Source organism: Francisella marina, from assembly GCF_008369785.1.
GTDB classification, from domain to species: Bacteria; Pseudomonadota; Gammaproteobacteria; order Francisellales; family Francisellaceae; genus Francisella; species Francisella salimarina.
Window position 1 is genome coordinate 1481752 of sequence record NZ_CP043552.1, and the last position, 24245, is coordinate 1505996.

A 24245-nucleotide genomic window follows, 5' to 3' on the forward strand; every position below is an offset into this window, starting at 1 on the left:
TCTCACAATAAGTAATTATAATGATTGTTTATATTTTTGATATTCTAACTGCACAGATTCTTCAGGCTTAGATGTTAGTAAGCTAACCAATACTATACATATACTACTTAAAGTAAATCCCGGAACCATAGCATAAACTTTAAACCATCCTCCTAAATCACTAAACAATGGCCAAATCAAAACAGTCAGTGATCCTACTAGAACCCCTGCAATGGCGCCTTTTTTATTCATCCTAGACCAAAATAGTGAAAAAATCACCACAGAACCAAATGAGCTACCAAGTCCAGCCCATGCATAACCTACTAACTTTAAAATACTTGTCTCTGGATTATACGATAGTATAATCGCAAAAATTGTCACCAATAACACTACCAAGCGGCTAATATTAAGAAGTTCTTTATGGGAAGCATTCTTCCTAAGAAACTTGGCATACACATCAACAGAGAAAGCACTTGATAATGATAACAATTGCGCTGATGACGTACTCATCACCGCTGATAAAACTGCAGCAAGCAAGATTCCTTCCACCCAAGGGTTAAAAAATACTGCCGACAGTTTTAAGAATACAGATTCCGGATTAGTCAAGCCATCACTATAATAGGCAGCTCCAAGAATACCTACACAAGCTGCTCCTATCAATGCTAAAATCATCCATATCATACAAATCCACATTGCTTGTGAAGTCTTATTTGGATCTTTTATTGCCATAAAACGCACAATTATATGTGGCTGACCAAAATATCCCAATCCCCACGCAAGTAATGATACTATAGTAATCAAAGGCACTCCTGAAGTAACATCATAAAAACCCTGAATTTTTATATTTGATAAATTATCTATAATATCCACACTACCTAAATTGAAATAGACTACAGCTGGCACAACCAATAATGCCAGAAGCATTAAAGTTCCTTGGAAAAAATCAATCCAAGATATAGCTAAAAAACCACCAACACATGTATAAATAAATATAATTGTAGCCGTTAGTAGCAAAGCTTCATGATAAGAAATACCAAACATTGAGCTAAACAAAATACCACCTGATACAAATCCAGCGCCTGTGTATATTGTAAAAAAGATAACTACTACTATGGCTGTTAACGATCTTATTACTCCTTTATTATCATGAAACCTATTTTCAAAATATGCAGGAATTGTTATCGAATCTTTGGCAATTTCTGTGTAAATACGCAATCTCCTAGCTATAACTCCCCAGTTAACGAAGGCTCCTAATGTTAAACCTAATGGCAACCATATCTGGTTAAACCCTGAAGCCATGAATGCTCCCGGCAAAGCTAATAACAACCAAGATCCCATATCAGATGCGCCAGCACCTAACGCTGCTATTGGAGCACTCAAAGACCGACCGCCCAACATATAATCCGAAACTTTTTTTGTTTGAAAATATGAATATATTCCTATACTAAATATAATTAGAATATATATTATGAATGTAACCCAGAGTATACTATTTTGACTCATTATCTAGTGACTATTTAAAAAATACATCCTATAAACTTAACATTTTCAAAAGTCATTTTAAAGTTTACTATACAAGCTTAACAATATAGAAATTTATATATTGGATAAATATAAAATAGAATAATGGGAGTTTGAAGTAAGTTTAAGACATAAACTTCTCGACACCATCCTTAAAATCAAAGCTATGCTCTGCTGTGATATGTCTTACAGTCTTAGTTGTTGAACGCATAACCACACTATGAGTAACAGCATAAGATCCTCTACGAGTACTATTAACTCTCTTCACACCTCGAAGCATATTACCATCTGTAACACCTGTAGCAGCAAAAACTATATCTCCTGATGCTAAATCATCAATATCGTACTTTTTATCAAGATCTGTAACGCCTAACCTATGCGCTCTCTGAACTTCTTCATCACTATGAAATTCAAGCCTAGCTTGCATTTGACCACCAAGACATTTAAGAGCTGCAGCTGAAAGAACTCCTTCAGGAGCTCCACCAGTACCAATAAATACATCAATACCTGATCCTTCCGTAGCTGTAGAAATAACTCCTGATACATCACCATCATCAATAAGCACAACTCTAGCACCACACTCACGTGCTTCTTTGATAATATGTTCATGACGAGGCCTATCCATAGTACAAACAACTAGCGCAGACATATGCACACCCTTAAACTCAGCAACCCTTCTTAGGTTCTCAGTAACTGAGTCATCCAAATCTACTATACCTTTAGGTGCATCAATACCACCAACAGCAATTTTTTGCATGTATACATCAGGAGCATTTAAAAAACCTCCTTTATCTGCTACAGCTAAAACTGTAAGCGCATTTGGGCCACCTTTAGATGTTATAGTTGTACCTTCTAGTGGATCTAAAGCTATATCAACCTCACAGCCACCTGCTCCAACCTTCTCTCCAATATATAGCATAGGAGCTTCGTCTAATTCACCTTCTCCAATAACAACAGTTCCATCAATAGCTACTTCATTTAATGCCTTTCTCATCGCATCAACAGCTGCTTGGTCTGCAGCAATTTTATCGCCTCTACCCATCTGACTCCATGATGCTAAAGCTGCTAGCTCAGTGACTCTTACTGCTTCTAGTGCTACATTTCTATTCATTTGCTTTGGTCCTTTTTTGTTTTATAGTTCATCTACGGTTGGTATTAAAAATTTTTCTACCTCATCTTTCAACTGTATAAGCTTACCATGAAAAAAATGTCCAACCTCATTCATTTTAACTAATGTTAAATCTGATTTAACTGTTTTAAGAGTAAAATCAAACACAGAATTAGGATTTACGGTATCATCATCTATTCCCTGTACAACAAGCCAAGGAATGTTATTAGGCTCACCAAACTTAGTCAAATCAAACCTGTCAACAGCTGGCGCTATGGTTACTAGACCCACAACATTATCAAGTTTATTCAAACCCATATAAGCTATAGCTCCACCAAATGAAAAACCGCACAATATGATTTTTTTGAAAGAAGTATTTTCCTTAATCCATTTACAGACAGAAAGAAGATCTTCCAGTTCACCAACCCCCTCTCCATACTCTCCTTGACTATCTCCAACACCTCTATAATTAAATCTATATGACTCAATATTTAATGTCTTCATAGCTCTAGAAAGAGTTGTCACAACCTTATTGTGCATACTGCCTTGATATAGCGGATGAGGGTGACATATAACTGCGACAATTTCTTGATTAGCACCTTTGACTTTATCATAGACTGCTTCAATCCGGCCAGTCCTGCCTTGAATAAAAAAAGTGTTCATAATGCTACAACTACGACTCCCTTGAAAGATCACAATCCTCAAGTTTTATTAGTTTTGTTTTTTTGATTATTTTATATGCAAAATATAGTATCACAAATGCAAAGAAACCTACATAAGTTGATAGAAACTCAATTATAACACTAGACCAACTTCTACCCTCCATAGTCAGCATAGTTGCTCCTTGACCAACTATTACGATAGAAACCAAAATTAATGCAATAATCGGAGCCCAAGGGAAGAACTTCGCAACAAATGGTAAATCATTCAAGCTCTTACCTTGTTTAATATATGCTCTTCTAAAGCGATAGTGGCTCAAGGCAATTGTGAACCAAGCTATAAAACCAGCTAAGCTTGATACATTAACTAACCATGTAAATATTTTCCCACTTCCGACAAATGATACAAAAAAGAACGAACTACCAATTAAAGCTGTAATTAAAAGAGCAATTATTGGCGTGCCTTTTGAATTAGTAGTTGCAAAAAACTGAGGGGCTTGCTTAATCTTACCCAAATGCCATAAGACCCTAGTCGCACTATACATACTAGCATTACATGCTGATATTATCGCAGTAAGAATAATCACATTCATAATAGTAGCTGCTGAGCTTAAGCCAACGCTCTCAAAAACCATTGTAAATGGACTAACCGAGACATCATCTCCAGCACTAGACTGTATCAAAGAAGGATTATTATATGGAATCAAGAAACTAATTATCACTACTGCTAATATATAAAATATAAACAAACGCCAAAAAGTTTGTTTAATAGCTTTAGGAATAGACGTATCAGGATCTTTAGCTTCACCAGCTGTCACACCTATAAGTTCACTCCCTTGAAATGAAAATCCGGCAATCATAAATACAGAGATAAATCCCCACCAGCCATTATGAAATGGTGCATCGCCTATACGCCAATTTTCAAAACCTACACTGCCATGATTTCCAACCATACCAAGAATCGATAAGAAACCAACTATAATAAATATAATAACTGTTGAAACTTTGATAAATGATAACCAATACTCAACCTCACCGTACACTTTCACTGAGAATATATTCAAAGCGAATACGAGCACAAAGAAAAATGCACTCCATAATAATATAGAGCTTCCTCGAAACCAGTACTGCATAATTATCGCAGCTGCAATTACTTCAGTTGCCACGGTTATCGCCCAATTAAACCAATAACTCCAACCTGTACTGAAACCCAAAGCAGGATCAACATAGCGAGTTGCATACTCACAAAATGTTCCACTAACAGGACTATGAGCTGCCATCTCACCAAGACTAGCCATTAAAAAATATACCATTATTGCAATTATGACATACGCTAAAACAGTACCTCCAGGCCCTGCATCGGCTATGGCCCCACCAAGTGCTACAAATAAACCTGTCCCTATACAGCCGCCCAAGGCTATCATTGACATATGACGAGTATGTAATCCACGTTTAAGCTTTTGTGACATCTATTATTTTTCTCTCCCATAGGCAATATTAAAAAATCAAAGAGGCAAATTAATAAGCTACTCTTTACAATTAGGTCGGTATCTAGGAAATTTAAGATTTTTTTAGAGCGATTAAATAGTTAGAAAGTTAGAGATAAAACAATGCTTCTCTATATATTCCAAACCTCTGCCATAAAAATAAAACCTAAATCCATAATACTGCTCCAACCAATATCTTCAATCTTCAATTATGTATGTTTATAACCTATAAATCAACGTTATTTTTCCGGTACATAATTGCATAAACAACCCATGTACATATATAAACGAATACTCCACAGAACACCACATCACTAAAGAAATGGCCTCCTTGTGCTATTCTCATCAACCCTAGACCACCTCCGGCTAATATTGCAGCAGTAAATACTATGGCTTTTTTTCTACGTGTAGCAACCAGTGGCATAAATGCAAATATCCAAAAGCCCATTGAAGCATCACCACACACAAAAGAGCAATTCTTATCACACTGTGATGATATCACAAACGGAGGTTGAAAGACCTTATCACCACTGAATTCCTGAACCATAACTGGTCTAGGTCTACCCCAGTGATCCTTGAATACATAATTGACAACCAAACCTGGTCCAATCCATAAGCAGACAGCCACAAATAATATAGCCTTTCTAGCTTTAATCTTAAACTTATCTATGAAAAGTGACCCCAACAAAAATAAAATAACGACTATAGAAAAAAATATTGGAAAAAATCTCGCAAACCAGTGAAGAAAACCCAAAAAACCATCATAACCACCCGTAAATTGGTGCATAGATGAATCATAAAAATAGCCTGCTATTTGTATGTCAAGATGTGGAAATATTAAAAAAAATACCCACGCAAAAAAGCAAACTATAAAACCCAATACGATATGAAATCTAGCCAAATCTTGTCCCTTTAATACTTATGCTTGATAAATTAGTAGTATAGTCTAACATTTTTAGAGTTTTTTTTGTTAGAATTATGAATTGGTTTTTATCATTAATTTTTAAACATTTTACAAAATCATGGCTGACAACAATATAAACAAAACAAATCATGCGGTAGGTAGGCTTAAGATAACTCTCATAGTTATATTAACCGCGATAATAGTATATCTATTCATAGCACTATTTAGCTTTAATATAAATGATCCAGGCTGGAGCAGTATTTCTTCTGAAACTACAATCAAGAACTATGCAGGTCCTGTCGGAGCTTACATATCTAGTTTTATACTCGCAATTTTTGGAATTATTGGCTTCATTCTGCCTTTTCTGCTTATCGATTTTGTTAGGATTCTTCTGCTAAAAAGAAAACAAGAAAGCCTCAGCTACTTGATGTTCACGATCAAAACAGTTGGAATCATTACCTTTATACTCTCTTGTTGTGGGTTATCTGAACTTTATCTTAATTTTTTTAACTACTGGGTGCCTCAGCGTTCAGGAGGAATCTTAGGATATGAAACAGCAAAATTTGTTATAAAATATTTAGGTTCCGTAGGTGGAACATTTACATTACTAATATCACTATTTGTTGGTTTAATACTATATTCAGGCACAACATGGATTTATATTGTCAAAAATATAGCTATGTTTTTGGGCAGAATCCTGAGTTACTTATCAAAAGCTAAACCTAAAGATGATAAAGATATACCTGACATAAATGATTTCGATGCATTCGAAGGAAAAACAAACTCAACAAAAAACCTTGAAAAAAATAATTCAAATGAATTATCCGTTGACATACAAAAGGATAATTCTCCAAAAAAGAATGATACTTTCCGTGAAGTTCTAGAAAACACAGATATTGATAACGAACTTTCATTCAAAGATCCTAAAAAAGATTTGAATAAAACAGCTTCAATAAAACAAGAACCTATCTTGGACCTTGATATCGATTTTGATGACGTCAAAGCTGAGGAGTCTTCCCCCTCAAATAGAATGACTAAAGAAGATCTAAGAGAAATTACACGCACTCAAACTGTTACTAAGCCTCTAAAAAAGTCTAGTTTACCATCACTGGATCTACTTACAGAACCCGAGCCAAAGCAGACTGTTATTTCACAGACACAACTTAATGAAACATCATCTTTACTAGAGCAAACATTAAATGACTTTAACATAAATGCTAAGGTAGTCGCCGCTTATCCCGGTCCTGTAATTACCAGATACGAGATAGATTTAGCAAGAGGTACAAAAGTTAGCAAACTTACCAATATTGCTCAAGACTTAGCTAGAGCCTTATCAACCACAGCTGTTAGAGTTGTAGAGGTTATACCAGGTAAGCCTTATGTAGGTTTAGAATTACCAAATCCAACTAGACAGATGGTACGCATCAAGGAAGTACTTGCCTCACCTGAATTCATGAAGTCAAAAGCCCCTACCTTAATGGGAATAGGTGTCGATATATCCGGTAAGCCAACTTTTGCTGAACTTGCTAAAATGCCTCATTTACTAGTAGCTGGTACAACAGGATCTGGTAAATCTGTTGGTGTTAATGCGATGATTCTCAGTATGCTATACAAATGTAGCCCTGATGAGCTTAAATTTATTATGATTGATCCTAAGATGCTTGAGCTTTCTATCTATGATGGCATACCTCACCTACTAACACCAGTTGTTACAGATATGACAGAAGCTGCTAACTCTTTGCGTTGGTGTGTTAAAGAGATGGAGCGTCGCTATGCGCTAATGTCTGCTGCTGGAGTTAGAAATATCGCATTACTTAATGATAAAATTGAGCAGGCAGAAAAAGCTGGCAGACCTCTCAAAGATACAATGTTCATCAAAATGAATCCAGAAAGAGCTCACGAGGCTCCAACTCTTACAAAAATGCCATACATTGTAGTTGTTGCAGATGAATTTGCCGATATGATTATGGTTGTCGGTAAGAAAGTTGAGGAGCTAATTGCAAGACTCGCACAGAAAGCTCGTGCTGCAGGTATCCATATCATTTTAGCAACTCAAAGACCTTCTGTTGATGTTGTAACAGGATTAATCAAAGCAAACATTCCAACAAGGATGTCATTCCAAGTATCTTCAAGGATTGACTCTAGAACAATCCTTGACCAGCAAGGTGCTGAGCAACTTCTTGGACAAGGTGATATGCTCTATTTAAAGCCCGGCTTTGGAGCCCCTATGCGTATTCATGGTGCCTTTGTTGATGATAATGAAGTACATAGAGTAGTAGAATCATGGAAGGAGTATGGTGAGCCTGACTATGTCCAAGATATTTTAGAAGCCTCTGAGGATGCTGATAATGGTAGTGGTGGCTCTAGCAATGGTAGCGGAGACAGCGAAGATCCACTATATAATGAGGCTGTAGAAATTGTTATCAAAACACAAAAAGCTTCTATATCGGCTGTCCAACGTAAATTAAAGATAGGTTATAACCGTTCTGCAAGGCTGATGGAAGAAATGGAAGAAAACGGTATTGTTTCAGAAATGAATCAAAATGGTATGCGCGAAGTTCTAATTAAAAGAGACTCTTAAATGAAAAAAATAGCTTTACTCCTAACTCTTATATTTGGCATCAACTATAGTTTTGCTAATGCTAGTGATGATCTTATAAACAAAATCAAAAACATTCACTCAATGACTGCAAGCTTTGATCAAAAACTCATTAATGGTGGAAGAGCTAGCGATAATATTAGCTCAAAAGGCTATATGAGTTTAAAAAAGCCTAAGTTCTTCAGGTGGATAACTACTTCTCCTAATAATCAAGAAATCATCTCAAATGGATCAAAGCTTTGGATATATGATGGCGACTTAGAACAGGTTATCATAAAGAAAGTATCTAATAATATAGCTCAATTCCCTTATCTTATTTTGCTTTCTAAAAACACCGACAATATAAATAAACTATTTACTGTTAAAGAGCTCGACAAGAACACATACCTACTAAAACCCAAGAATGATCAAATGGTTGATAGTATACAAATTAAATTCTCTAATAATGAAAATCTTGAATACCTAGCTATATCCACTTCTTTAAATCAATTTACCAAAATCTCTTTCTCAGATGTGAAAACCGATATTGACATAGATAATACTAAATTTAACTTCGACATCCCTAAAGATACTGATGTAATTGATGAAACTAAAGATTGATAGTTTTATTTTATATACTTCTTAAAAATCACTCTAAAGAAAAAATAGTAGTAAACAGCTAGCAACACCGGCAATGAAGTAATCCATACAAAAGATACTACCTGAGTCAAACTATGCACTCTTATAACATCTAAAATTTTAAAAAATATTGTTGAATTTTGCACTCTAGCAAACACATAACTATAAATTGCAACACTAATAAAAAAAGTTATAACAAAAACAATCAGCAGCAATATTTTTATAAAAAAACTTTTATTTAACATTATTTCATATCCTACTTTTAGTTAACCAACAGTCTTACAAGCGACACTTTTAAAACCATAAAAATCAGCATAAGCTTGATTATTATAAAGATCTTTATTAGGTGTAATATCATCAATAAAAACAGTTGGTGATATATAATCAACTATACACGGTAATGTTGGATCAGTAACTCCCGAATGTTGATATTGTTCTACTAAAACATCACGCTTTTGCTCGAAGTTATAAAAAAACAAGCTCATACTAAATATTAAATATAATTGTGCTACCAACAACAACACAAATATCGGACTTAGCTTTTTGAGAGCTACATATAGTTTAATAACAAATAAACTACTATGACTATAAATTTGCATATAAGCAGCCATAAAAAATATCGCATAATAAATAAGTAATACTCTTTGATTTAGATCGTATGACTTTGCCACTGGCACTAATACAAACAGTGATAATACAAGTGCTGCAGAATATACAACTATTGATAGTTTTTTGAAATTTTTATTAGTGAAAGCTAATATTAAAAAGATCACAATCATAATCAACAGTATAAGCGTATACTGTGGCGTAAATATTAGCTCACTTATCAAGCGAGTAACATTTTGCAATAGTGATGACTGAACTCCTGATGATAAATGATCTAACCTTGCATAGTTTCCGTGTGCTGTTATTAATACAATCCCTCCGACTCCACACGCCACAAAAAAAGCAACAAGCGTATCGTTTATAACTTTCTTTGTTAGCACTCTTTCAAAAAAGTATGCTAGACAAAGTAAAATACTGACACATACAAATATCTCATTATATAAACCAATAATCGAGCCAATAAATAAGCCAAGCATCATACTATTTTTATTTTTGACTATAGAGAAATAGTATAAAACAGTAAGTAATGTTAATCCCCAAAAGTACTGAATAGCTCCTGTTTTCCATAGGATATTTGCCATAAACCCTGTTTGATAAAAGACAAAAACAAAGAAAAAACTATATATAGCAAAATCTTTAGATAATATTCTACCTCGATCATAAGTGACTATTTTGAAGGTCAGCAACATGAATATATAAAATGCTATCGAATTAACCACATTGACTATAAATAGTGACAAAGTTATATATGTTTTACTCATCAGGAAGTAGATTAAAGCCTGAGCAGAAACTCTGCCTGTCCAAGTAAAATAATCAGCCTGAATAGAGTGAACCATAATTATTAAACCCTTTGCCAGGGTATCCGTATTAGCTCTACCAAAATCATCTGCTCTCATTGGTTGCAGATAATTTAGAAGCAAAAAAAATGCAACTATAAAAACCGATATAGTAGCGATAATAAAATAATTCTTTTTCATAACTTACTAATAATCAAAAAAGGTACACAAATGTACCATAAGTGTATTATATTTGGGATACTAATAAAAGCTGATTGTAAAAGTAGAATTAACTAAGAATATATTAAGTTGCTTTTATAAAAGAACTAACCATCAAGAAAATCTGTCTTAGGCTTAGCTTCTCTTTTGTAGATATTTCTGTGCTTTAATATTTCTTTTTTTTGTGATTCCGACTTCTGTGGGTTAGCTTTATCGAATTCCTGTAAAAACTGGTCTATTTCACTCACATAGGCTCTATCTTTTTTGTTATCGAACAAGTGAGCCAAACGCAATATAAGCTTCATCATACTACGACTTCTCCTAAAATACTAAATATAAATTATCTTGTAGCTTGTGTATAATTATACTAAACTAAACATCAAAGTCATATACAAAACATTAAGCTTTTAAGTATTAGCAAATTATGTTGAGTCAAAAACCAAAGATAATTGGTATATTCTTAATGTTTTTAAGCATCACTATGCTTAGTCCATTATTAGTTGACTACATATATGCCGAAAAAAATGCCTATCCTTATATTTTAAGCTTTGCTGTGACCTTTTCATGTGGCTTCTTTTTATGGTTTATCTCCAGGAACACCCAAAAAAAACTTTCGAATAGAGATGGGTTTTTGATAGTAACTTTAGTTTGGATGTTTGTGACTGTATTTGGTGCTATTCCTTATATGTCATTTCCGGGCTTAAACCTCTCATTCACTGATGCTGTATTTGAATCAGTCTCTGGCTTTACAACCACTGGTGGTACGGTAATTGAAGGACTAGACAAACTACCACACAGTATACTATTTTATCGTCAACAAACTGAATTTTTTGGCGGTATGGGGATTATCGTTTTGTCAGTTGCCATCTTACCACTTTTAGGTGTAGGTGGCATGCAGCTATATAAAGCTGAAATATCAGGACAATGGAAAGATGACAAAATCGCTCCAAAAATTTCAAGTACTGCCAAAGCTCTATGGCTAGTATATCTATTGCTAACATTCCTATGCTTTATTTCTTATTTATTAGTTGGCGTAGATCCCTTTAATGCTATATGCTACACATTCTCAACTGTATCTACAGGAGGATTTGCTCCATCTGACTCAAGTATGGCTGATAAGCCTTTTGGAATGATTCTAGTTTGTGGAATCTTTCTTTTCTTGGGAGCTACTAGTTTCAAAGCTCACTATATAGCTTTATCGAAATTCAAAATAAGTCACTATTTCAAAAATGTTGAATTTAAAGCATATTTTTATTTTATATTTTTTGCGTCTTTTATAGTATGTATAACAATGATTGCTCACACTGATGACTTGTCTAATGTTTTTAGCATAGTCACAAATAGTATTTTTCAAGTGATATCAATATCCTCTAGTGCTGGTTTTGTTTCTGATACAAACTACTACTTATGGCCTAGCTTCTTACCAATAATGCTAATGTTTATTGGAATAATTGGTGGTTGTGGTGGCTCAACCGCCGGTGGCTTGAAGATGATTCGTGCAATTCTTTTTAAGGAAAAAGCTATCCTAGAAGCTAAAAGAGTAATTCACCCTCAAGGAGTATTTACTGTTAAGCTTGGTGACATCCATATCTCTGAGCAAGCTCTAAATAGAGTATCAGGATTTATTTCCGTCTATATTATAATCTTTGCTGGTGGCTGGTTAGCTTTATTAGGTTGCGGTCTAGACGTCACTACAGCATTCTCCACTATCGCAACTACGCTATCAAATGTCGGTCCAGGTTTAGGAGAAATAGGCTCTAATTTCAAGAACCTTCCCAAAGAGGCTCTATGGATATGTGATTTTGCAATGATTGCAGGACGTCTTGAGATATTTACTATTTTAGTATTATTCATGCCAGATTTTTGGAGAAAGTAGAGCTAGAGCCCTCCAGAAGCAACCAAATAAGACAGATTCCCTATTTTGTCATATTCAACATTATTAGCATAGACAACAATCTTATAATCAATATTAGAATCTTCACCCTTACATTCAAGCTTCAGTAACTCATTACTACCTGACAAGTATGATTCAAAAGAACTTGTTTTGCTAATCTCTTCTTTTTTGCCATCTTTATTCATAGTATAAATAAACTTACAGCCATAATTATCGCCAATATATACGTTAACCAAAAACTGAGTAGGCTTTTTGTCAAGAATATTGTAAATACCTCTAGGTGTATTTTCGAACTTAAAGCCGTATATATTATAAGCCATCTGTTTTTTCTTTGAATAACCATGCTTTATAACAGGAAGCGGTTGACCTTGATAGCCATCATCAGTTGCACAACTGGTTAGTAGCACAAAAAATACCGATAAAACCGAAACTATTAAAAAATTTTTAGAGAAAATTTTATTTATTTTTGAATTCACAACATAATATAAATTAGTAATTCATACGTAAAAGAATAAACTTAAAAGACAAAAGAGGCAATAATTTACGGTGATTTAAAATGATTTAAGAATTTACTCTTCTGTATCTACTTTTTCTTCTTGCTGCTGCTTTTTGTATTCGTAATAATCTTTCATAGTCAAACCTTTTGCTCTAAACTCAGCTTTCTCAGCAATCTCATCAAGACGTTTTTTAGAGTACTCAACATGCTCAGGAGCATAATCCTCAACCGGTTGACCTTGTAGATTAAATCTCTGTTTAAGCTCAAAAACAGCTCTATGATAGCGTGTATCACCAACATATCGGCGCAATACATTTCTAAGAACCATTTTATCTACAGGAGCGAAATGCTCATTTTGATAAATTATTTCAATTTCTTCGCTTATACCAATTTTTAGTGGCTTTTTATTGATCGGATCAAAACATTTTGGAAAACGATGACATAGCCACTTAAATAGCTTAGCTTCTTCTTTTTGTCTTTCTTTTTCAACATCAACAGTAACTACAATTTCTTGAGCATCTTCTAATTGAGGATTCTGTAGCTCATTTACTGTCTTGTTGTTTATCCTATGACCATATTGTGGAATACGTATAAAAGAGGTATCTCTATCTTCTACTTTCTTAGCAGGAGTTTTAGGAGTATTTTTACTCTTAGAGATATTCTTATCTCTAGCTTGCTTCATTCTAGAAGTCTTCTCTTCTATCTTAGATGACCCACCCAACAATGATTGTAACAATGAAAAATCGTTTAATTTGTTTCTACCTTCAGACATTTCTTATTTTATTAATAGTTATATAGGGTAAACCCTGTGTATACTTGGTTTATATCGTACTACAAAACTAATATATTTAGCAAGTAATAAAACATCAGTAATATTTTTTTTAACATCGATATGAATTAATATTGACAATTTAACTAAATTACATATAATATCAATCATCTTTTGTGGCTATGTAGCTCAGTTGGTTAGAGCACAGCATTCATAATGCTGGGGTCGGTGGTTCAAGTCCACTCATAGCTACCACAAGTTTTTCTCTTTATTTTCAATACTTTCAGAACACCAACAAACCACATAAGCAAAACCTCGAAAAATCTTCTAGGTAACAAATAGGTAACAATTTGTTTATTTTTTTCATACAAGTAAGTTTTTAAAATTTCTGAAACGCTAGTTGATTTAGATAGCCCTGAGGCTATATAAATCTTTTACAATAGCGTTTCTAAGTATTAATCATGCGAAGCATTACGCATTGCCCGCCGTCGGCCTGATAAGGTTGACCAACGGGTTTTACCAGTGAAACGGGAGGGACTTAGACTAGCAAACTTGTTACTGTGCCCTTAGCTTGCGACAGGGTGCTTTGCTCGGCTTTAGTCCATCGTGTGAAACTCGTTGGTCAAGCGTAGCGCAGACGGTGGGCTGAGCACTCCCCAAATTCTTGGGGAAGCGGCGAAGAGTTAATCAAATATCGGCTCTGTCTAACGCCCTGCTTACAGCTAAGGGTGGACGATATTGAGAAACTCTAGCCTATGGGGTTTATTTGGTAGCTTGATAAATCTACTTGATTATTTACTTACTTTAGCAAAAGTAATAAATAAGCTTAAAACTCAATCAAAAATATTATTTTTGTCGTGATGTTTTAGTTCAGATTTTGAGAGCTATCTAAAAGAAATAAAATATACCAGCTTGCTTTAACACCCTGCTATTTTAGCTAGGGGTGGATGGTATAACAATTCTTACATAAAAAATAAAAAATTATTTTTTTGTATAAAAAGTAGGCTCTATATATCTAGCTTGACCTATTATTTGCTTAGCTTTTTTACTATCTTTATTTTGTAGTCTATGAATTTTTTCATGAGTTCTATTTCTGACTAAAAGTCTAGTATTTTTTACAATTACTCCCGTAATATTACCTATCTTTGAGTATTTCGTTTTACTACTCTTAACTTTATACCCATTCCTATGAAGTATTTTACTTACCTCTTTTATTATTTCTTTAGCATCAAAATTTTGTGAACTAGAAAAAGATAGATCATCAACATATAAAGTAAAAGTTATATTCCTTTCTTTTGAATATTTATAGATTTCATCAAACATTTTTTTATTACAGTAAAATGACAATATCTGGCTAACACAACTACCTTGGACTAAATGTCGTCCATTAGTCAATAATAAAGCCAACATATTAGCGACATCTGGACTACATTTTAAATATTCATAAAAAAATAGAAAAACTTTGTCTTTACCAGTACTCGGATAAAAATCCTTTATATCCATTTTCAAGAAATACTGTGAAAGTTGATGTTGTTTTGCATTAGTTACATAAGATCTACCTTTAACACCAGAATGGAGATATTCTGATATATCATCAATTCTTGTTAATAACTGAAAAATTCTTGTATGTATCTTTTTATTTAGCCCAACTGGTGGCTCAAAAGATCTAACCTTGTTAGCAACAGGCTTTTCAAAATTTCTATATCTTTTAGGATTAGCTAAACATTTTTTTATATTATTGATATCAGTATAAAGCAAAGTAGCAAGCTTCTTTTTTGAATTTAGTTTATATAATGGAGACTGATTTTTTGCGTAAACTAAATTTTTCATCTTTTTTTTAATGAGAACTGCTTGGTGTATTAATACTACCACTAATAGCTATATTTAAAGAAACTTTAACTTCCTCAAACGTAATATTATTAGCAAGACTAGAAAAACCTATTACAGCCAAAACTATAACAACTATTTTACTAGACCAAGCATCTGATGATATATTTTTTTTCTTTTGCTTTCGCATGTTAGTCTCCTTTAGGTTTGAAGAAGAGCGGAATTGCTCTTCTTTTCTCTCGCCTCTAAAGGTGCGTTATATCATCAGTAAATCTCACTTAAATGGCGTAATTTCTCTCGATTACGCCCTCTATGCCTACATAGATAACAACATATATTTTCATACATATATAATCCACTGTCGTTGACATAGATGTCAGACTTTATAAAAAAGTCCACATAATACTTATAAAGTATTATATTTATTTGCGAGGATACGCATTACTAACGAGATAAATTATATCACAAAAAATTTTTGTGTGAAAACTAGGAAAACAGACCCTACCCCTCACCATGCTCAAAAGCCTCTTTTAAAACTGTTTTCATAAGCATATCAACATTTCCTTTTGAGCTCTTGATTTGCTCTTCTAACTGATCACAAATAGCAAACAGCTTTTCAATAATAGATACTATTTCTTTTTGTTCTTCAAATGTTGGTAAAGCAATGATTATACCTCCAATAATATCCGTATTTAAATTAGGTTGACCTTGTCCTCTTGATGCTTCTTTTAAAAACCACTGTGTTTTAGACTTCAACATATAGTAAAAATAAGGTTTATGCAATTCTTCATTCATATAAATAAATGCCGCAATACCGTCATTAAAAGCTGTAGAAAATGATGATATTTTTGGTATTCCAAGCGTTGCTCCACTATTAGTTAGTAATAATGTTTCATCCTTAATATATCTTGTTTTATGTAATCCAGCTTTTTTAATAGAATAAGTGTATTTTTGAACATACATACAATCATCATTTGTTAAATCTGCTACTTTTAAAAATGGTATATCTCCATTATAAAACTTTGGGTCTCCAGCAGGTCTTGGTGAACCACCCCGAACTGCATTTGTTATAGATCCCAACCTACACCATTCCCAACTTTCTGGAATCTCAAAAGGCTTTTCATCATCTGCAATTGGTGGTAATGATTTTTGTTTTTTGATTTTTTTATCTTTTATTAGTTTCTCTTTTTCTGCTTTTATCTTCTCCAGTAGGATGGATGCTGGTTCTATATCTGAATTTTGCTCTCGCCATTTAGAAGTTAGCTTACCCTCAATAGCTTCTTGTAAAATTGTTTGTTTTAATTGTTTCAATAGATTTTGTTGATGTCTAACATCATAATCAAGTTCTGCAATATCATTTTCAATTTTTTCAAAGTTAGAAACTATCTCATTTTGAGTAACAATATCTGGCAAGCTTATTTCTAACGGTAAAATATGCTTTGGTTTGATTTCAGTTTTTATTCCACCTTTAACTTGTTCATTAAGTAATCTTATAAACTCTGGGCTCTTAAGAAATCTTTTAAAATATTCCAAATTAATTTTTGTCTTATCAAAAGTATATGATGAATAATGAATTGTTGCGACAACATCTTCTTCACCCATATATATCCCCATAGCACCTTTTGCTACATTTATTCCTGATATTACTAGATCACCTCTTTTAACTAAAATCAAATTAGTTCTTGACGGCTTTACCCCTATATGAAAGTTGCCTTTAAAGTCAATTTTCTCTATTCTTGACAAACCCTCTACTTCTTTAGCATTTGGTTTATATTTTCCTTCTCTTTCATATAAGAAATTACCAATCTTTACTTTCTGCCAAGTACTCACATTTTCACCTTCAGTCAAACAACAGTCAAACAAACTTATTAGTCTAGGATCCTTATTTCATAAGGGTTTAGTTTGTTTCAACTATTTTATAAATCCTTTTTAGTCAAACAACAGTCAAACAAATTATATTTGTTATACTTATTTAGCCCATATTGGTATATATGATCTTGCTCTAGTTCCAACACTTTCATCATATATAGCTATTTTGTTAGCTTCTAAAGTATCTTTGATAATTCTTGAAACCATCGCCGCATTTCCTGCATCTATGCCAAACCTTTCTCTTAATGAAGTATTTGTCATATAATCATGCTGAACATATCTCAAACTAGCATGCAAATAACAAGCTCGAATCCTATCAGCTTTATCCATATCTTTTAGCTCTTTATGACCAAATAATATAGCTACTGTATAATCTCCATTAATTTTAAATATCGGTGCAGGCAATTGATATTTTTCTGTTTGAGCTACTATCTTATCAACTCCACTACCTCTTTCTTCACATACACCTATTCTTCTCATAAATGATGCTAATGCCTCATTTCTTGATCTAGGTGGTGAATCCAAAAATCTCTCAGTATCAATAAGCGGCGTACCTGGACTTGTCACCTCAAAGCGATTAGCAAATATTTCTATCATTACAGAGTTTCCCGTTGCAAAAAAATCTTGATGAATAATAGCATTTGCGACTATCTCTCTTATAGATAGTTCTGGATACATTGTCTTACTCTCACGAAAAGCTTGATTAATGATCTCACTTGATGGAAGTATATTGTTGATATATTCAATAAGCCCTTCAAAGCCTACTGCATAGCCCTTATTACCTACTAACTCTTTTTTTGTCTCAAATTTTGTATTATCTGTATATTGAATAACTCTAATAGCTTTTCTCTTGAGATTTTGAAATTTAGAAAGATCTTTTGCAAAAAGGATTGCTCCTAAGTTTGTAATAGCATACTTTGCATTATCTTGCTTTGTAACCATTTCATCTGCTATTAGAGCCTCGATAATAGAATTCCTATTTTCTGGTAGTGGTAACCCTAAAAGCTCAAAATACTTGGTATATTCTAAATAATCTAATACTTGTGATGAATCTAAATCATTTACAGCAATTTGTCTCTCAAATGGCTCTCTATCAAAAACTCGCCAAAGCTCTCTTTCTTTCTCTGGTAAGTCTTTTAAATTTTTTTTATATGAACTAAACCTAATATACTCAACGCCTTTAAAGCTAACAGGATGCTTATAAGCCGATGCTATTTCTAGCAAAACTACTTTTTTACTATCAATTTCAACACTGTAAAATTTAAACTCTATCTTAGGATTAAGAAGTCTTAAAAGCCAGTTTTCTAAATATTCATTATTGTATTTTTCATTTGCAGGATCAAATTCTGTTCCTAATATCTTTTGTGTTTTATCATCAATCCCCCAAACCATATAGCCACTGGTTTTACCATTTAATGCTGATGAATTTGATAACGCACTAATGTATTCACCAATTTGTTGCGGGGCTTTATTATTATGCTTAAACTCTACCCACTCTGTTTCGTTTGGTAGTTTAACTAACTCATTAACAAGTGATTTTATATAGTCTTCATTTCTATTTATCATAACAACTCACTTTTAAGCTTAGCTAATAGCTCATCACTTTTGGCAAAAGATTTATGAAGCATATCTAACAACTCTGTTGATGTATAAATGTGCTCTTCTTCTTGCTTATGTGGATTTTTAATATCAAGATTATAGCCATTATTTTTGATTGTCTCGATATTAACTTTCCATGCCTGTTCAGACTCTTGTCTATTATTCCACCATGCTTTTAATGGCTCAAATTCTTCTATCTTTATTGGCTTAGTTTTACTATAAGCTTTTTGTCCTTCTGGAAGTTTATGCTCATAGTACCATATCTCTTTTGTCGGAGTTCCTTTAGTAAAGAAAAGTAAATTAGTAGCAACACTTGCATAAGGTTGAAAAACTGAGTTTGGAAGTCTAACTATAGTATGCAAATTACAATCATCAAGAAGTTTTTGTCTAATCCTCTGCTTAACTCCATCACCCGTTAAACTACCATCTGGCAATACAATTCCAGCTCTACCACCATCTTTAAGATATTGAATCATTAGAATCAAAAATAAATCAGCACTTTCTTTTGTTCTATAGTTTGCTGGAAAATTAGTCTCCATCCCATCAGAAACAGAACCACCAAATGGAGGGTTTGCTAATATACAGTCGACTCTATCTTTTTGCTTAATAGAGCTTAGCTCTTTTGATAAGGCATCATCATAAAAGATTTCTGGAACCTCTATATCATGAAGAATTAAATTTGTTAGTGCCAACATGTGTGGCAATGGTTTTAACTCAACACCTCTAATTGTCTTCTGTAGAGTTGCTCTATCATCGATACTTTTGACATCTTTTTTTCTAATATGCTCGATAGCATTAACTAAAAAGCCACCAGTACCACAAGCAGGATCAAAAACAGTCTCACCTAGCTCTGGATTAACCATTTCTGTTACAAATTGAGTAACAGCTCTAGGTGTATAAAACTCTCCACTATTACCTGCACTTTGTAGTTCTTTTAAAATACTCTCGTAAATATCGCCAAATATATGTTTATCATGGCTATTATTAAAATCGATTTCATTAAGCTTATTAATAACCTGTCTGATAATAACTCCAGACTTCATATAGTTGTTATTTCCCTCAAAAACTTCTTTTATCAATAGTGCGCGCCTATTACTACCACTAATCGACAAATTTTTTAGAGTTGGAAAAAGCTTATTATCGACAAAATCTAAAAGCTGATCGCCTGTAATACCCTCATCATCATTAGCCCAGTTTCTCCATTGTAAATCTGCTAGGATAGGTGATACATAATCATCTTCTATCAATTCCATTTCGATATCTTTATCATCAATAATTTTGAGAAAAATCATCCAGCCTAACTGCTCAATCCTTTGAGCATCACCATTTAAGCCCCTATCATTTCTCATTATATTTTGTATAGACTTTATTATTCCGCCAATATTAGACATTATTTTTCCTTTAAATAAATTTATGCTCTAGCACTATATAAGTGATTTTCAATATCTCTAACCACATGTAAATATTCTTGTTTGCCACCAAATAAACCAACTATTTCAATAGCTGAGCCAAACTCTCTAAAATCTGGTAATTGTAACACTTTAATGCTCTCAATATTTTCAATGCCTTCATTTGCATACTTATCTAGCAAAGTATTTATTACTTCTTGAGCTTTCTCACTGTATTTATCAAAGTAGCCTGATTTTCTCACATTCTCAGCTCTTTCTTTTCTAGTTAGCGGTGGTTGATCAAATGCACAGTGACAAATCATATCAAACAAGTCCATTTCTTTTGAAACATCATTAATCAAGCTTTCAACCAGAATACCTTTATCTTCAAGCTCTTCAATCAGAATTTGTTTTCTTTCAACACTATTCCATTTATTTAAAAAATCATCTAAAGAAGAGAATTCTTCATTAATTTTTTTCTTAGTGTAGTCTTTTAAACTTCCAGTAATTAACTTGCCTTGATCATCCAAATACTGTAATCGCTCATTCAAGATAGATACATCAACATCATTTACAAAGATTTTTTCTCGTGGAGATAATTCATCTTCAACTATAGCTATATCTGGAGCTTGTTTTATTTCATCATCAAAAGTGACTTCTTCACCATCTTCATTTACTGGATTTCCATCATTTAGCTCTTCTTCAGTAGGTAACTCAAATTCATCTTCTTCATGGACATCTTTGACTTTAACAGGATCGCCGTCAAATTTCGGATCTGAGAATAAATCTGTTACATTTCTAAAATCCATAATTGTAAAGAAGGTTTTACCATACTCTTCGTTGATTCTAGTTCCTCGCCCTATAATTTGCTTAAACTCTGTCATAGATTTAATTTCACTATCTAAAACAATTAGTTTGCAAGTTTGAGCATCTACACCTGTTGTCATTAGCTTTGAAGTAGTTGCTATAACTGGGTATCTTTCTTCTGGATTAATGAAGTTATCAAGCTCTCTTTTACCCTCATCATTATCACCTGTTATTTGCATAACATATTTAGAATTTTGAACCATCAAATCAGAGTTCTCTTGAGCTAATAGGTTTCTCATTGCTTGAGCGTGCTCTATATCTGTACAAAAAACTATTGTTTTAGCAAATCTATCATGTTTTTTTAGATATTCTGAGATTTTTTTAGCAACAAGAATTCTACGCTCATCAACAACAATATTTTTATCAAAATCAGTTCTGTTATAGATTCTATCTTCAATAGGGTTACCATTTTTATCAAGCTTACCCAAAGGAGGTCTCCAGCCTTCTAAATCAATATTTAAACTAATTTTTAGAACTTTATAAGGCGCTAAAAAACCATCTTCAATACCTTGCTTTAGAGAGTATGTATATACAGGCTCACCAAAGTAATCAATATTTGAAACATCCTTTGTTTCTTTAGGTGTCGCAGTTAGTCCCACATGCGTAGCATTAGAGAAATAATCTAATATTTCTCTCCATGCACTAGTTTCTGAAGCACTTCCTCTATGAGCCTCATCAATAACAATTAAATCAAAGAAATCTCTACTAAATTCACGATAAGCGTCTTTATCCTCATCGTAGTTAGTTAGCCCTTGATAAAGGGCTAAATATATCTCATAGGACTTATCAATTTGCTTTTTCTTAATTACAGTCATCTTATCTTTAAAATGCCTGAAATCGCCTCTCTTTGTTTGATCTATAAGAGCATTTCTATCAGCTAAAAATAAAATTCGCTTCTTAGCTCCACTCTTCCATAAACGATGAATGATTTGAAATGCTGTGTAAGTCTTACCTGTACCTGTAGCCATCACAAGCAACACTCTATTTTGACTTTTTGCAATAGCCTCAACAGTCCTATTAATCGCTATTTGCTGATAATATCTAGGTGATCTACCTGAGCCATCTATAAAATAATTTTCTGAAATTATTTGTTCTTGCTCTGGAGTTATATTTTTATACTTCTTGTATCTTTCCCAAAGCTCATCTGGTGAAGGAAAATTATCTATAGAAATTTCTCTTTCTAGAGTTCCTTGCGACTGTGTCTTATCATGTTCATAGAACCCTTTACCATTAGTACTATATACAAATGGAATATCTAAAATCTCCGCATACTCAATCCCTTGCTGTATACCTTCTGATACTGATAGAGTGTCTTTTTTAGCTTCAATTATGGCTATTGGAATATTTGGCTTATAGTAAAGTATATAGTCCGCTCTTTTTACCTTGCCTCTCTTGGTTTTGTCTCCTTTTACATAGATTTTACCATCAGTAAAAGAAACTTCTTCTCGAACTTGAGATTGAATATCCCAGCCAGCTTTTTTGATAGCAGGTGTTATGTATTTTGTGCATACATCTCTTTCAGATAAATTTTTTAGTGCCATTCTAAGAAAAAATACATAATTATTAGATTTATTATATAGAAGATGAAATGCTAAAAAAATAACTAGATGAATATTGCTACTTGATTATCAACTTCAAAAGTTGTGATATCACCTGATAGCTCAATATCACGAGCTAGAGATTCAAAGTCGATATAGTATCTTAGATATTCTGGAACTGATGAAATATCTGTAGTTTCTTCTGCATAGTCTTCAACTGAGTCATATAAGCCTATGAAACGATCATTTATCATTTCGATAGCTTCATCAATATTGTTTGTATATTTATAAGTTTCTATAAAAAGCTCACCATGTTCTACAATGTTTTGAGCTACTTGGGAAATAGTCTCTAAGCTTTCATACTCTGACAAACCTAGATTATCAAAATCTTCATAATCATGTATTGCCCATTCTTCAGCATCTGGCATAGGTGAACCTGCTAAAATCTCTTGAATTTCTTCTTCTAAAGCAGAAACATCTTGGTTTGCGTCAATCCATTTACCATATAAGATACCATTGTTATAGCTTGCTAAACATGCGATATAAATTTGAGGCTCGTAGTTTGTTGTCATTTTTTGCTCCTTTTGCTTTCACTGTTACAACAACTTGAAGGACAGCCAATTACAAAATATAGAAAATCATGGTGGAACTCACAGGCAAAACCTTGATTTTATATGGTATTGGCAAACTGGTTTGGTGTATTACAGTGACAAAAGGTATTAGTCAAAAATACAAACGAAGAGCTTATTTTAGTCATCGCATTAGCTAAAGATATGCAATGATTATCTAGGTATTTATAGATTGGCAAAGTTAGATGTTTTTAAAAGTTAGAAACATTAGTTTTAGTAGCTGCTATGCTTTAATGAAACATACTAAGTTTATATTTTGATTGATAACAGGCTATTTGCTACTCTAGGAAACCCTGCAAAAGGAGTTACTAAAAGTAGAGTTTCAACTATCATATCTTTAGAAGCACCAAGATTAATAGCCGCTTCTAAATGTGATTGTACCTGTGCTTGGCAATCACCTATTGCACAGCATACAGCAATTGTAATTAATTCTTTTGTTAACATAGACATTTCTGTATCTCTAGCAAAAATACTTTCAAATGCAAAATCAAAAGTTAACTTTGAAAAATCTGGAGCAATTTTAGATAATGCTTTAATTAACTCTTCTCCCGCATGTTTACCATGTAACTGATTAAACAGCTCTTTACCATCTTTACTAAAATCATTGTTATCTATTAAGTGCCCAAAGCCTTTTGATGATTTAGTAGGTATAAAATCCTTAATATCAAAATCACCTATTTCATTTATATAGAATGGATCATTTTCGACGTAATCCTTTGCTGACTTAAGATCCATTACTGAAATAATGAATCCTCCCTCTCTATTATTATACGGACCTGACGCTAGAATTACTTCCTTTTCATAAAACCTAGCTAAGTAATCAATATGGGATTGTCTATATTGATCTACGATATCTAAACCTTTTTTATATTTAATTTCTATTAGTACCACTT

20 protein-coding genes and 1 tRNA gene are annotated in these 24245 nt (G+C 33.1%); 4 read left to right on the forward strand and 17 right to left on the reverse strand.

The features are described 5' to 3' along the window. Positions 1-15: 15 nt before the first annotated feature. From putP to lpxF, 5 genes are all read right to left on the reverse strand, one after another. The gene (gene putP / locus F0R75_RS07300) at positions 16-1482 is read right to left on the reverse strand and encodes a sodium/proline symporter PutP (RefSeq protein WP_149369174.1); all 1467 of its coding nucleotides are present in this window, start codon (positions 1480-1482) and stop codon (positions 16-18) included. 142 nt (positions 1483-1624) lie between these two features. Further along, positions 1625-2611 (reverse strand): class II fructose-bisphosphatase, encoded by a 987-nt coding sequence (glpX, locus tag F0R75_RS07305; protein WP_013922103.1) that lies wholly within the window; start codon positions 2609-2611, stop codon positions 1625-1627. Positions 2612-2632: 21 nt separating this feature from the next. Further along, complete coding sequence (locus F0R75_RS07310; protein WP_149369173.1) at positions 2633-3271, reverse strand: alpha/beta hydrolase; 639 nt, start codon at positions 3269-3271, stop codon at positions 2633-2635. 10 nt (positions 3272-3281) lie between these two features. Beyond that, positions 3282-4736, reverse strand: a complete 1455-nt coding sequence (locus tag F0R75_RS07315; protein ID WP_149377249.1) for an amino acid permease — start codon at positions 4734-4736, stop codon at positions 3282-3284. A gap of 244 nt (positions 4737-4980) precedes the next feature. Next, positions 4981-5655 (reverse strand): lipid A 4'-phosphatase LpxF, encoded by a 675-nt coding sequence (gene lpxF / locus F0R75_RS07320; protein WP_149369172.1) that lies wholly within the window; start codon positions 5653-5655, stop codon positions 4981-4983. A 121-nt stretch (positions 5656-5776) separates the two neighbouring features. Here lpxF and F0R75_RS07325 point away from each other — a divergent pair, with 121 nt between their 5' ends. Together F0R75_RS07325 and lolA are read left to right on the forward strand one after the other, a co-directional pair. Then, on the forward strand, positions 5777-8239 hold the full coding sequence (locus F0R75_RS07325) for a DNA translocase FtsK (protein ID WP_149369171.1): 2463 nt from the start codon (positions 5777-5779) through the stop codon (positions 8237-8239). Beyond that, the gene (gene lolA / locus F0R75_RS07330) at positions 8240-8857 is read left to right on the forward strand and encodes an outer membrane lipoprotein periplasmic chaperone LolA (RefSeq protein ID WP_149369170.1); all 618 of its coding nucleotides are present in this window, start codon (positions 8240-8242) and stop codon (positions 8855-8857) included. 284 nt (positions 8858-9141) lie between these two features. Here lolA and F0R75_RS07340 read toward each other — a convergent pair whose 3' ends face one another. Beyond that, positions 9142-10458 (reverse strand): DUF6056 family protein, encoded by a 1317-nt coding sequence (locus F0R75_RS07340; protein WP_149377250.1) that lies wholly within the window; start codon positions 10456-10458, stop codon positions 9142-9144. Positions 10459-10583: 125 nt separating this feature from the next. After that, positions 10584-10784, reverse strand: coding sequence for a CBU_0585 family protein (locus tag F0R75_RS07345; protein WP_004286565.1), 201 nt, complete (start codon positions 10782-10784; stop codon positions 10584-10586). A gap of 113 nt (positions 10785-10897) precedes the next feature. Between F0R75_RS07345 and F0R75_RS07350 the strand changes: the two genes are divergently transcribed. Further along, positions 10898-12352, forward strand: a complete 1455-nt coding sequence (locus F0R75_RS07350; protein ID WP_149377251.1) for a potassium transporter TrkG — start codon at positions 10898-10900, stop codon at positions 12350-12352. 2 nt (positions 12353-12354) lie between these two features. On the opposite strand, the gene F0R75_RS07355 is transcribed toward F0R75_RS07350, so the two are convergent. Together F0R75_RS07355 and F0R75_RS07360 are read right to left on the reverse strand one after the other, a co-directional pair. Further along, positions 12355-12834: an FTL_1709 family lipoprotein gene (locus F0R75_RS07355; RefSeq protein WP_149369228.1), complete on the reverse strand. Its 480-nt coding sequence runs from the start codon at positions 12832-12834 to the stop codon at positions 12355-12357. A gap of 105 nt (positions 12835-12939) precedes the next feature. Further along, positions 12940-13638 carry a ProQ/FINO family protein gene (locus F0R75_RS07360; protein ID WP_149369166.1) on the reverse strand — a complete coding sequence of 233 codons (699 nt, stop codon included), beginning with the start codon at positions 13636-13638 and terminating at the stop codon, positions 12940-12942. 175 nt (positions 13639-13813) lie between these two features. On the opposite strand from F0R75_RS07360, the gene F0R75_RS07365 reads away from it, so the two are divergent. Beyond that, positions 13814-13890, forward strand: a tRNA-Met gene (locus F0R75_RS07365). Positions 13891-14616: 726 nt separating this feature from the next. Here F0R75_RS07365 and F0R75_RS07370 read toward each other — a convergent pair. The 8 genes from F0R75_RS07370 to F0R75_RS07405 form a co-directional block, all read right to left on the reverse strand. Further along, on the reverse strand, positions 14617-15465 hold the full coding sequence (locus F0R75_RS07370) for a reverse transcriptase family protein (RefSeq protein WP_149377252.1): 849 nt from the start codon (positions 15463-15465) through the stop codon (positions 14617-14619). Positions 15466-15472: 7 nt separating this feature from the next. Further along, complete coding sequence (locus F0R75_RS07375) at positions 15473-15652, reverse strand: hypothetical protein (RefSeq protein WP_149377253.1); 180 nt, start codon at positions 15650-15652, stop codon at positions 15473-15475. A 311-nt stretch (positions 15653-15963) separates the two neighbouring features. Then, a complete protein-coding gene (locus F0R75_RS07380; RefSeq protein ID WP_149377254.1) occupies positions 15964-17292 on the reverse strand; it encodes a restriction endonuclease subunit S in 1329 nt (442 codons plus the stop codon). A gap of 138 nt (positions 17293-17430) precedes the next feature. Then, positions 17431-18897: an ATP-binding protein gene (locus F0R75_RS07385; protein ID WP_149377255.1), complete on the reverse strand. Its 1467-nt coding sequence runs from the start codon at positions 18895-18897 to the stop codon at positions 17431-17433. After that, entirely contained in the window at positions 18894-20321 is a 1428-nt protein-coding gene (locus F0R75_RS07390) for a class I SAM-dependent DNA methyltransferase (protein ID WP_149377256.1), read from the reverse strand. The genes F0R75_RS07385 and F0R75_RS07390 overlap by 4 nt, the downstream gene beginning before the upstream one ends. A 20-nt stretch (positions 20322-20341) precedes the next feature. Further along, positions 20342-22726 carry an EcoAI/FtnUII family type I restriction enzme subunit R gene (gene hsdR / locus F0R75_RS07395; RefSeq protein WP_149377257.1) on the reverse strand — a complete coding sequence of 795 codons (2385 nt, stop codon included), beginning with the start codon at positions 22724-22726 and terminating at the stop codon, positions 20342-20344. A 62-nt stretch (positions 22727-22788) separates the two neighbouring features. Beyond that, positions 22789-23295 carry an antirestriction protein ArdA gene (locus tag F0R75_RS07400; RefSeq protein ID WP_149377258.1) on the reverse strand — a complete coding sequence of 169 codons (507 nt, stop codon included), beginning with the start codon at positions 23293-23295 and terminating at the stop codon, positions 22789-22791. Positions 23296-23601: 306 nt separating this feature from the next. After that, on the reverse strand, positions 23602-24243 hold the full coding sequence (locus F0R75_RS07405; protein WP_149377259.1) for a carboxymuconolactone decarboxylase family protein: 642 nt from the start codon (positions 24241-24243) through the stop codon (positions 23602-23604). Positions 24244-24245: the final 2 nt, after the last annotated feature.

Bases quoted from the DNA above. Each gene is read 5' to 3' on its own strand.
- putP (WP_149369174.1), bottom strand. From the start codon at position 1,482: ATGAGTCAAAATAGTATACTCTGGGTTACATTCATAATATATATTCTA.
- glpX (WP_013922103.1), bottom strand. From the start codon at position 2,611: ATGAATAGAAATGTAGCACTAGAAGCAGTAAGAGTCACTGAGCTAGCA.
- F0R75_RS07310 (WP_149369173.1), bottom strand. From the start codon at position 3,271: ATGAACACTTTTTTTATTCAAGGCAGGACTGGCCGGATTGAAGCAGTC.
- F0R75_RS07315 (WP_149377249.1), bottom strand. From the start codon at position 4,736: ATGTCACAAAAGCTTAAACGTGGATTACATACTCGTCATATGTCAATG.
- F0R75_RS07325 (WP_149369171.1), top strand. From the start codon at position 5,777: ATGGCTGACAACAATATAAACAAAACAAATCATGCGGTAGGTAGGCTT.
- lolA (WP_149369170.1), top strand. From the start codon at position 8,240: ATGAAAAAAATAGCTTTACTCCTAACTCTTATATTTGGCATCAACTAT.
- F0R75_RS07340 (WP_149377250.1), bottom strand. From the start codon at position 10,458: ATGAAAAAGAATTATTTTATTATCGCTACTATATCGGTTTTTATAGTT.
- F0R75_RS07345 (WP_004286565.1), bottom strand. From the start codon at position 10,784: ATGATGAAGCTTATATTGCGTTTGGCTCACTTGTTCGATAACAAAAAA.
- F0R75_RS07360 (WP_149369166.1), bottom strand. From the start codon at position 13,638: ATGTCTGAAGGTAGAAACAAATTAAACGATTTTTCATTGTTACAATCA.
- F0R75_RS07370 (WP_149377252.1), bottom strand. From the start codon at position 15,465: ATGAAAAATTTAGTTTACGCAAAAAATCAGTCTCCATTATATAAACTA.
- F0R75_RS07375 (WP_149377253.1), bottom strand. From the start codon at position 15,652: ATGCGAAAGCAAAAGAAAAAAAATATATCATCAGATGCTTGGTCTAGT.
- F0R75_RS07385 (WP_149377255.1), bottom strand. From the start codon at position 18,897: ATGATAAATAGAAATGAAGACTATATAAAATCACTTGTTAATGAGTTA.
- F0R75_RS07390 (WP_149377256.1), bottom strand. From the start codon at position 20,321: ATGTCTAATATTGGCGGAATAATAAAGTCTATACAAAATATAATGAGA.
- hsdR (WP_149377257.1), bottom strand. From the start codon at position 22,726: ATGGCACTAAAAAATTTATCTGAAAGAGATGTATGCACAAAATACATA.
- F0R75_RS07400 (WP_149377258.1), bottom strand. From the start codon at position 23,295: ATGACAACAAACTACGAGCCTCAAATTTATATCGCATGTTTAGCAAGC.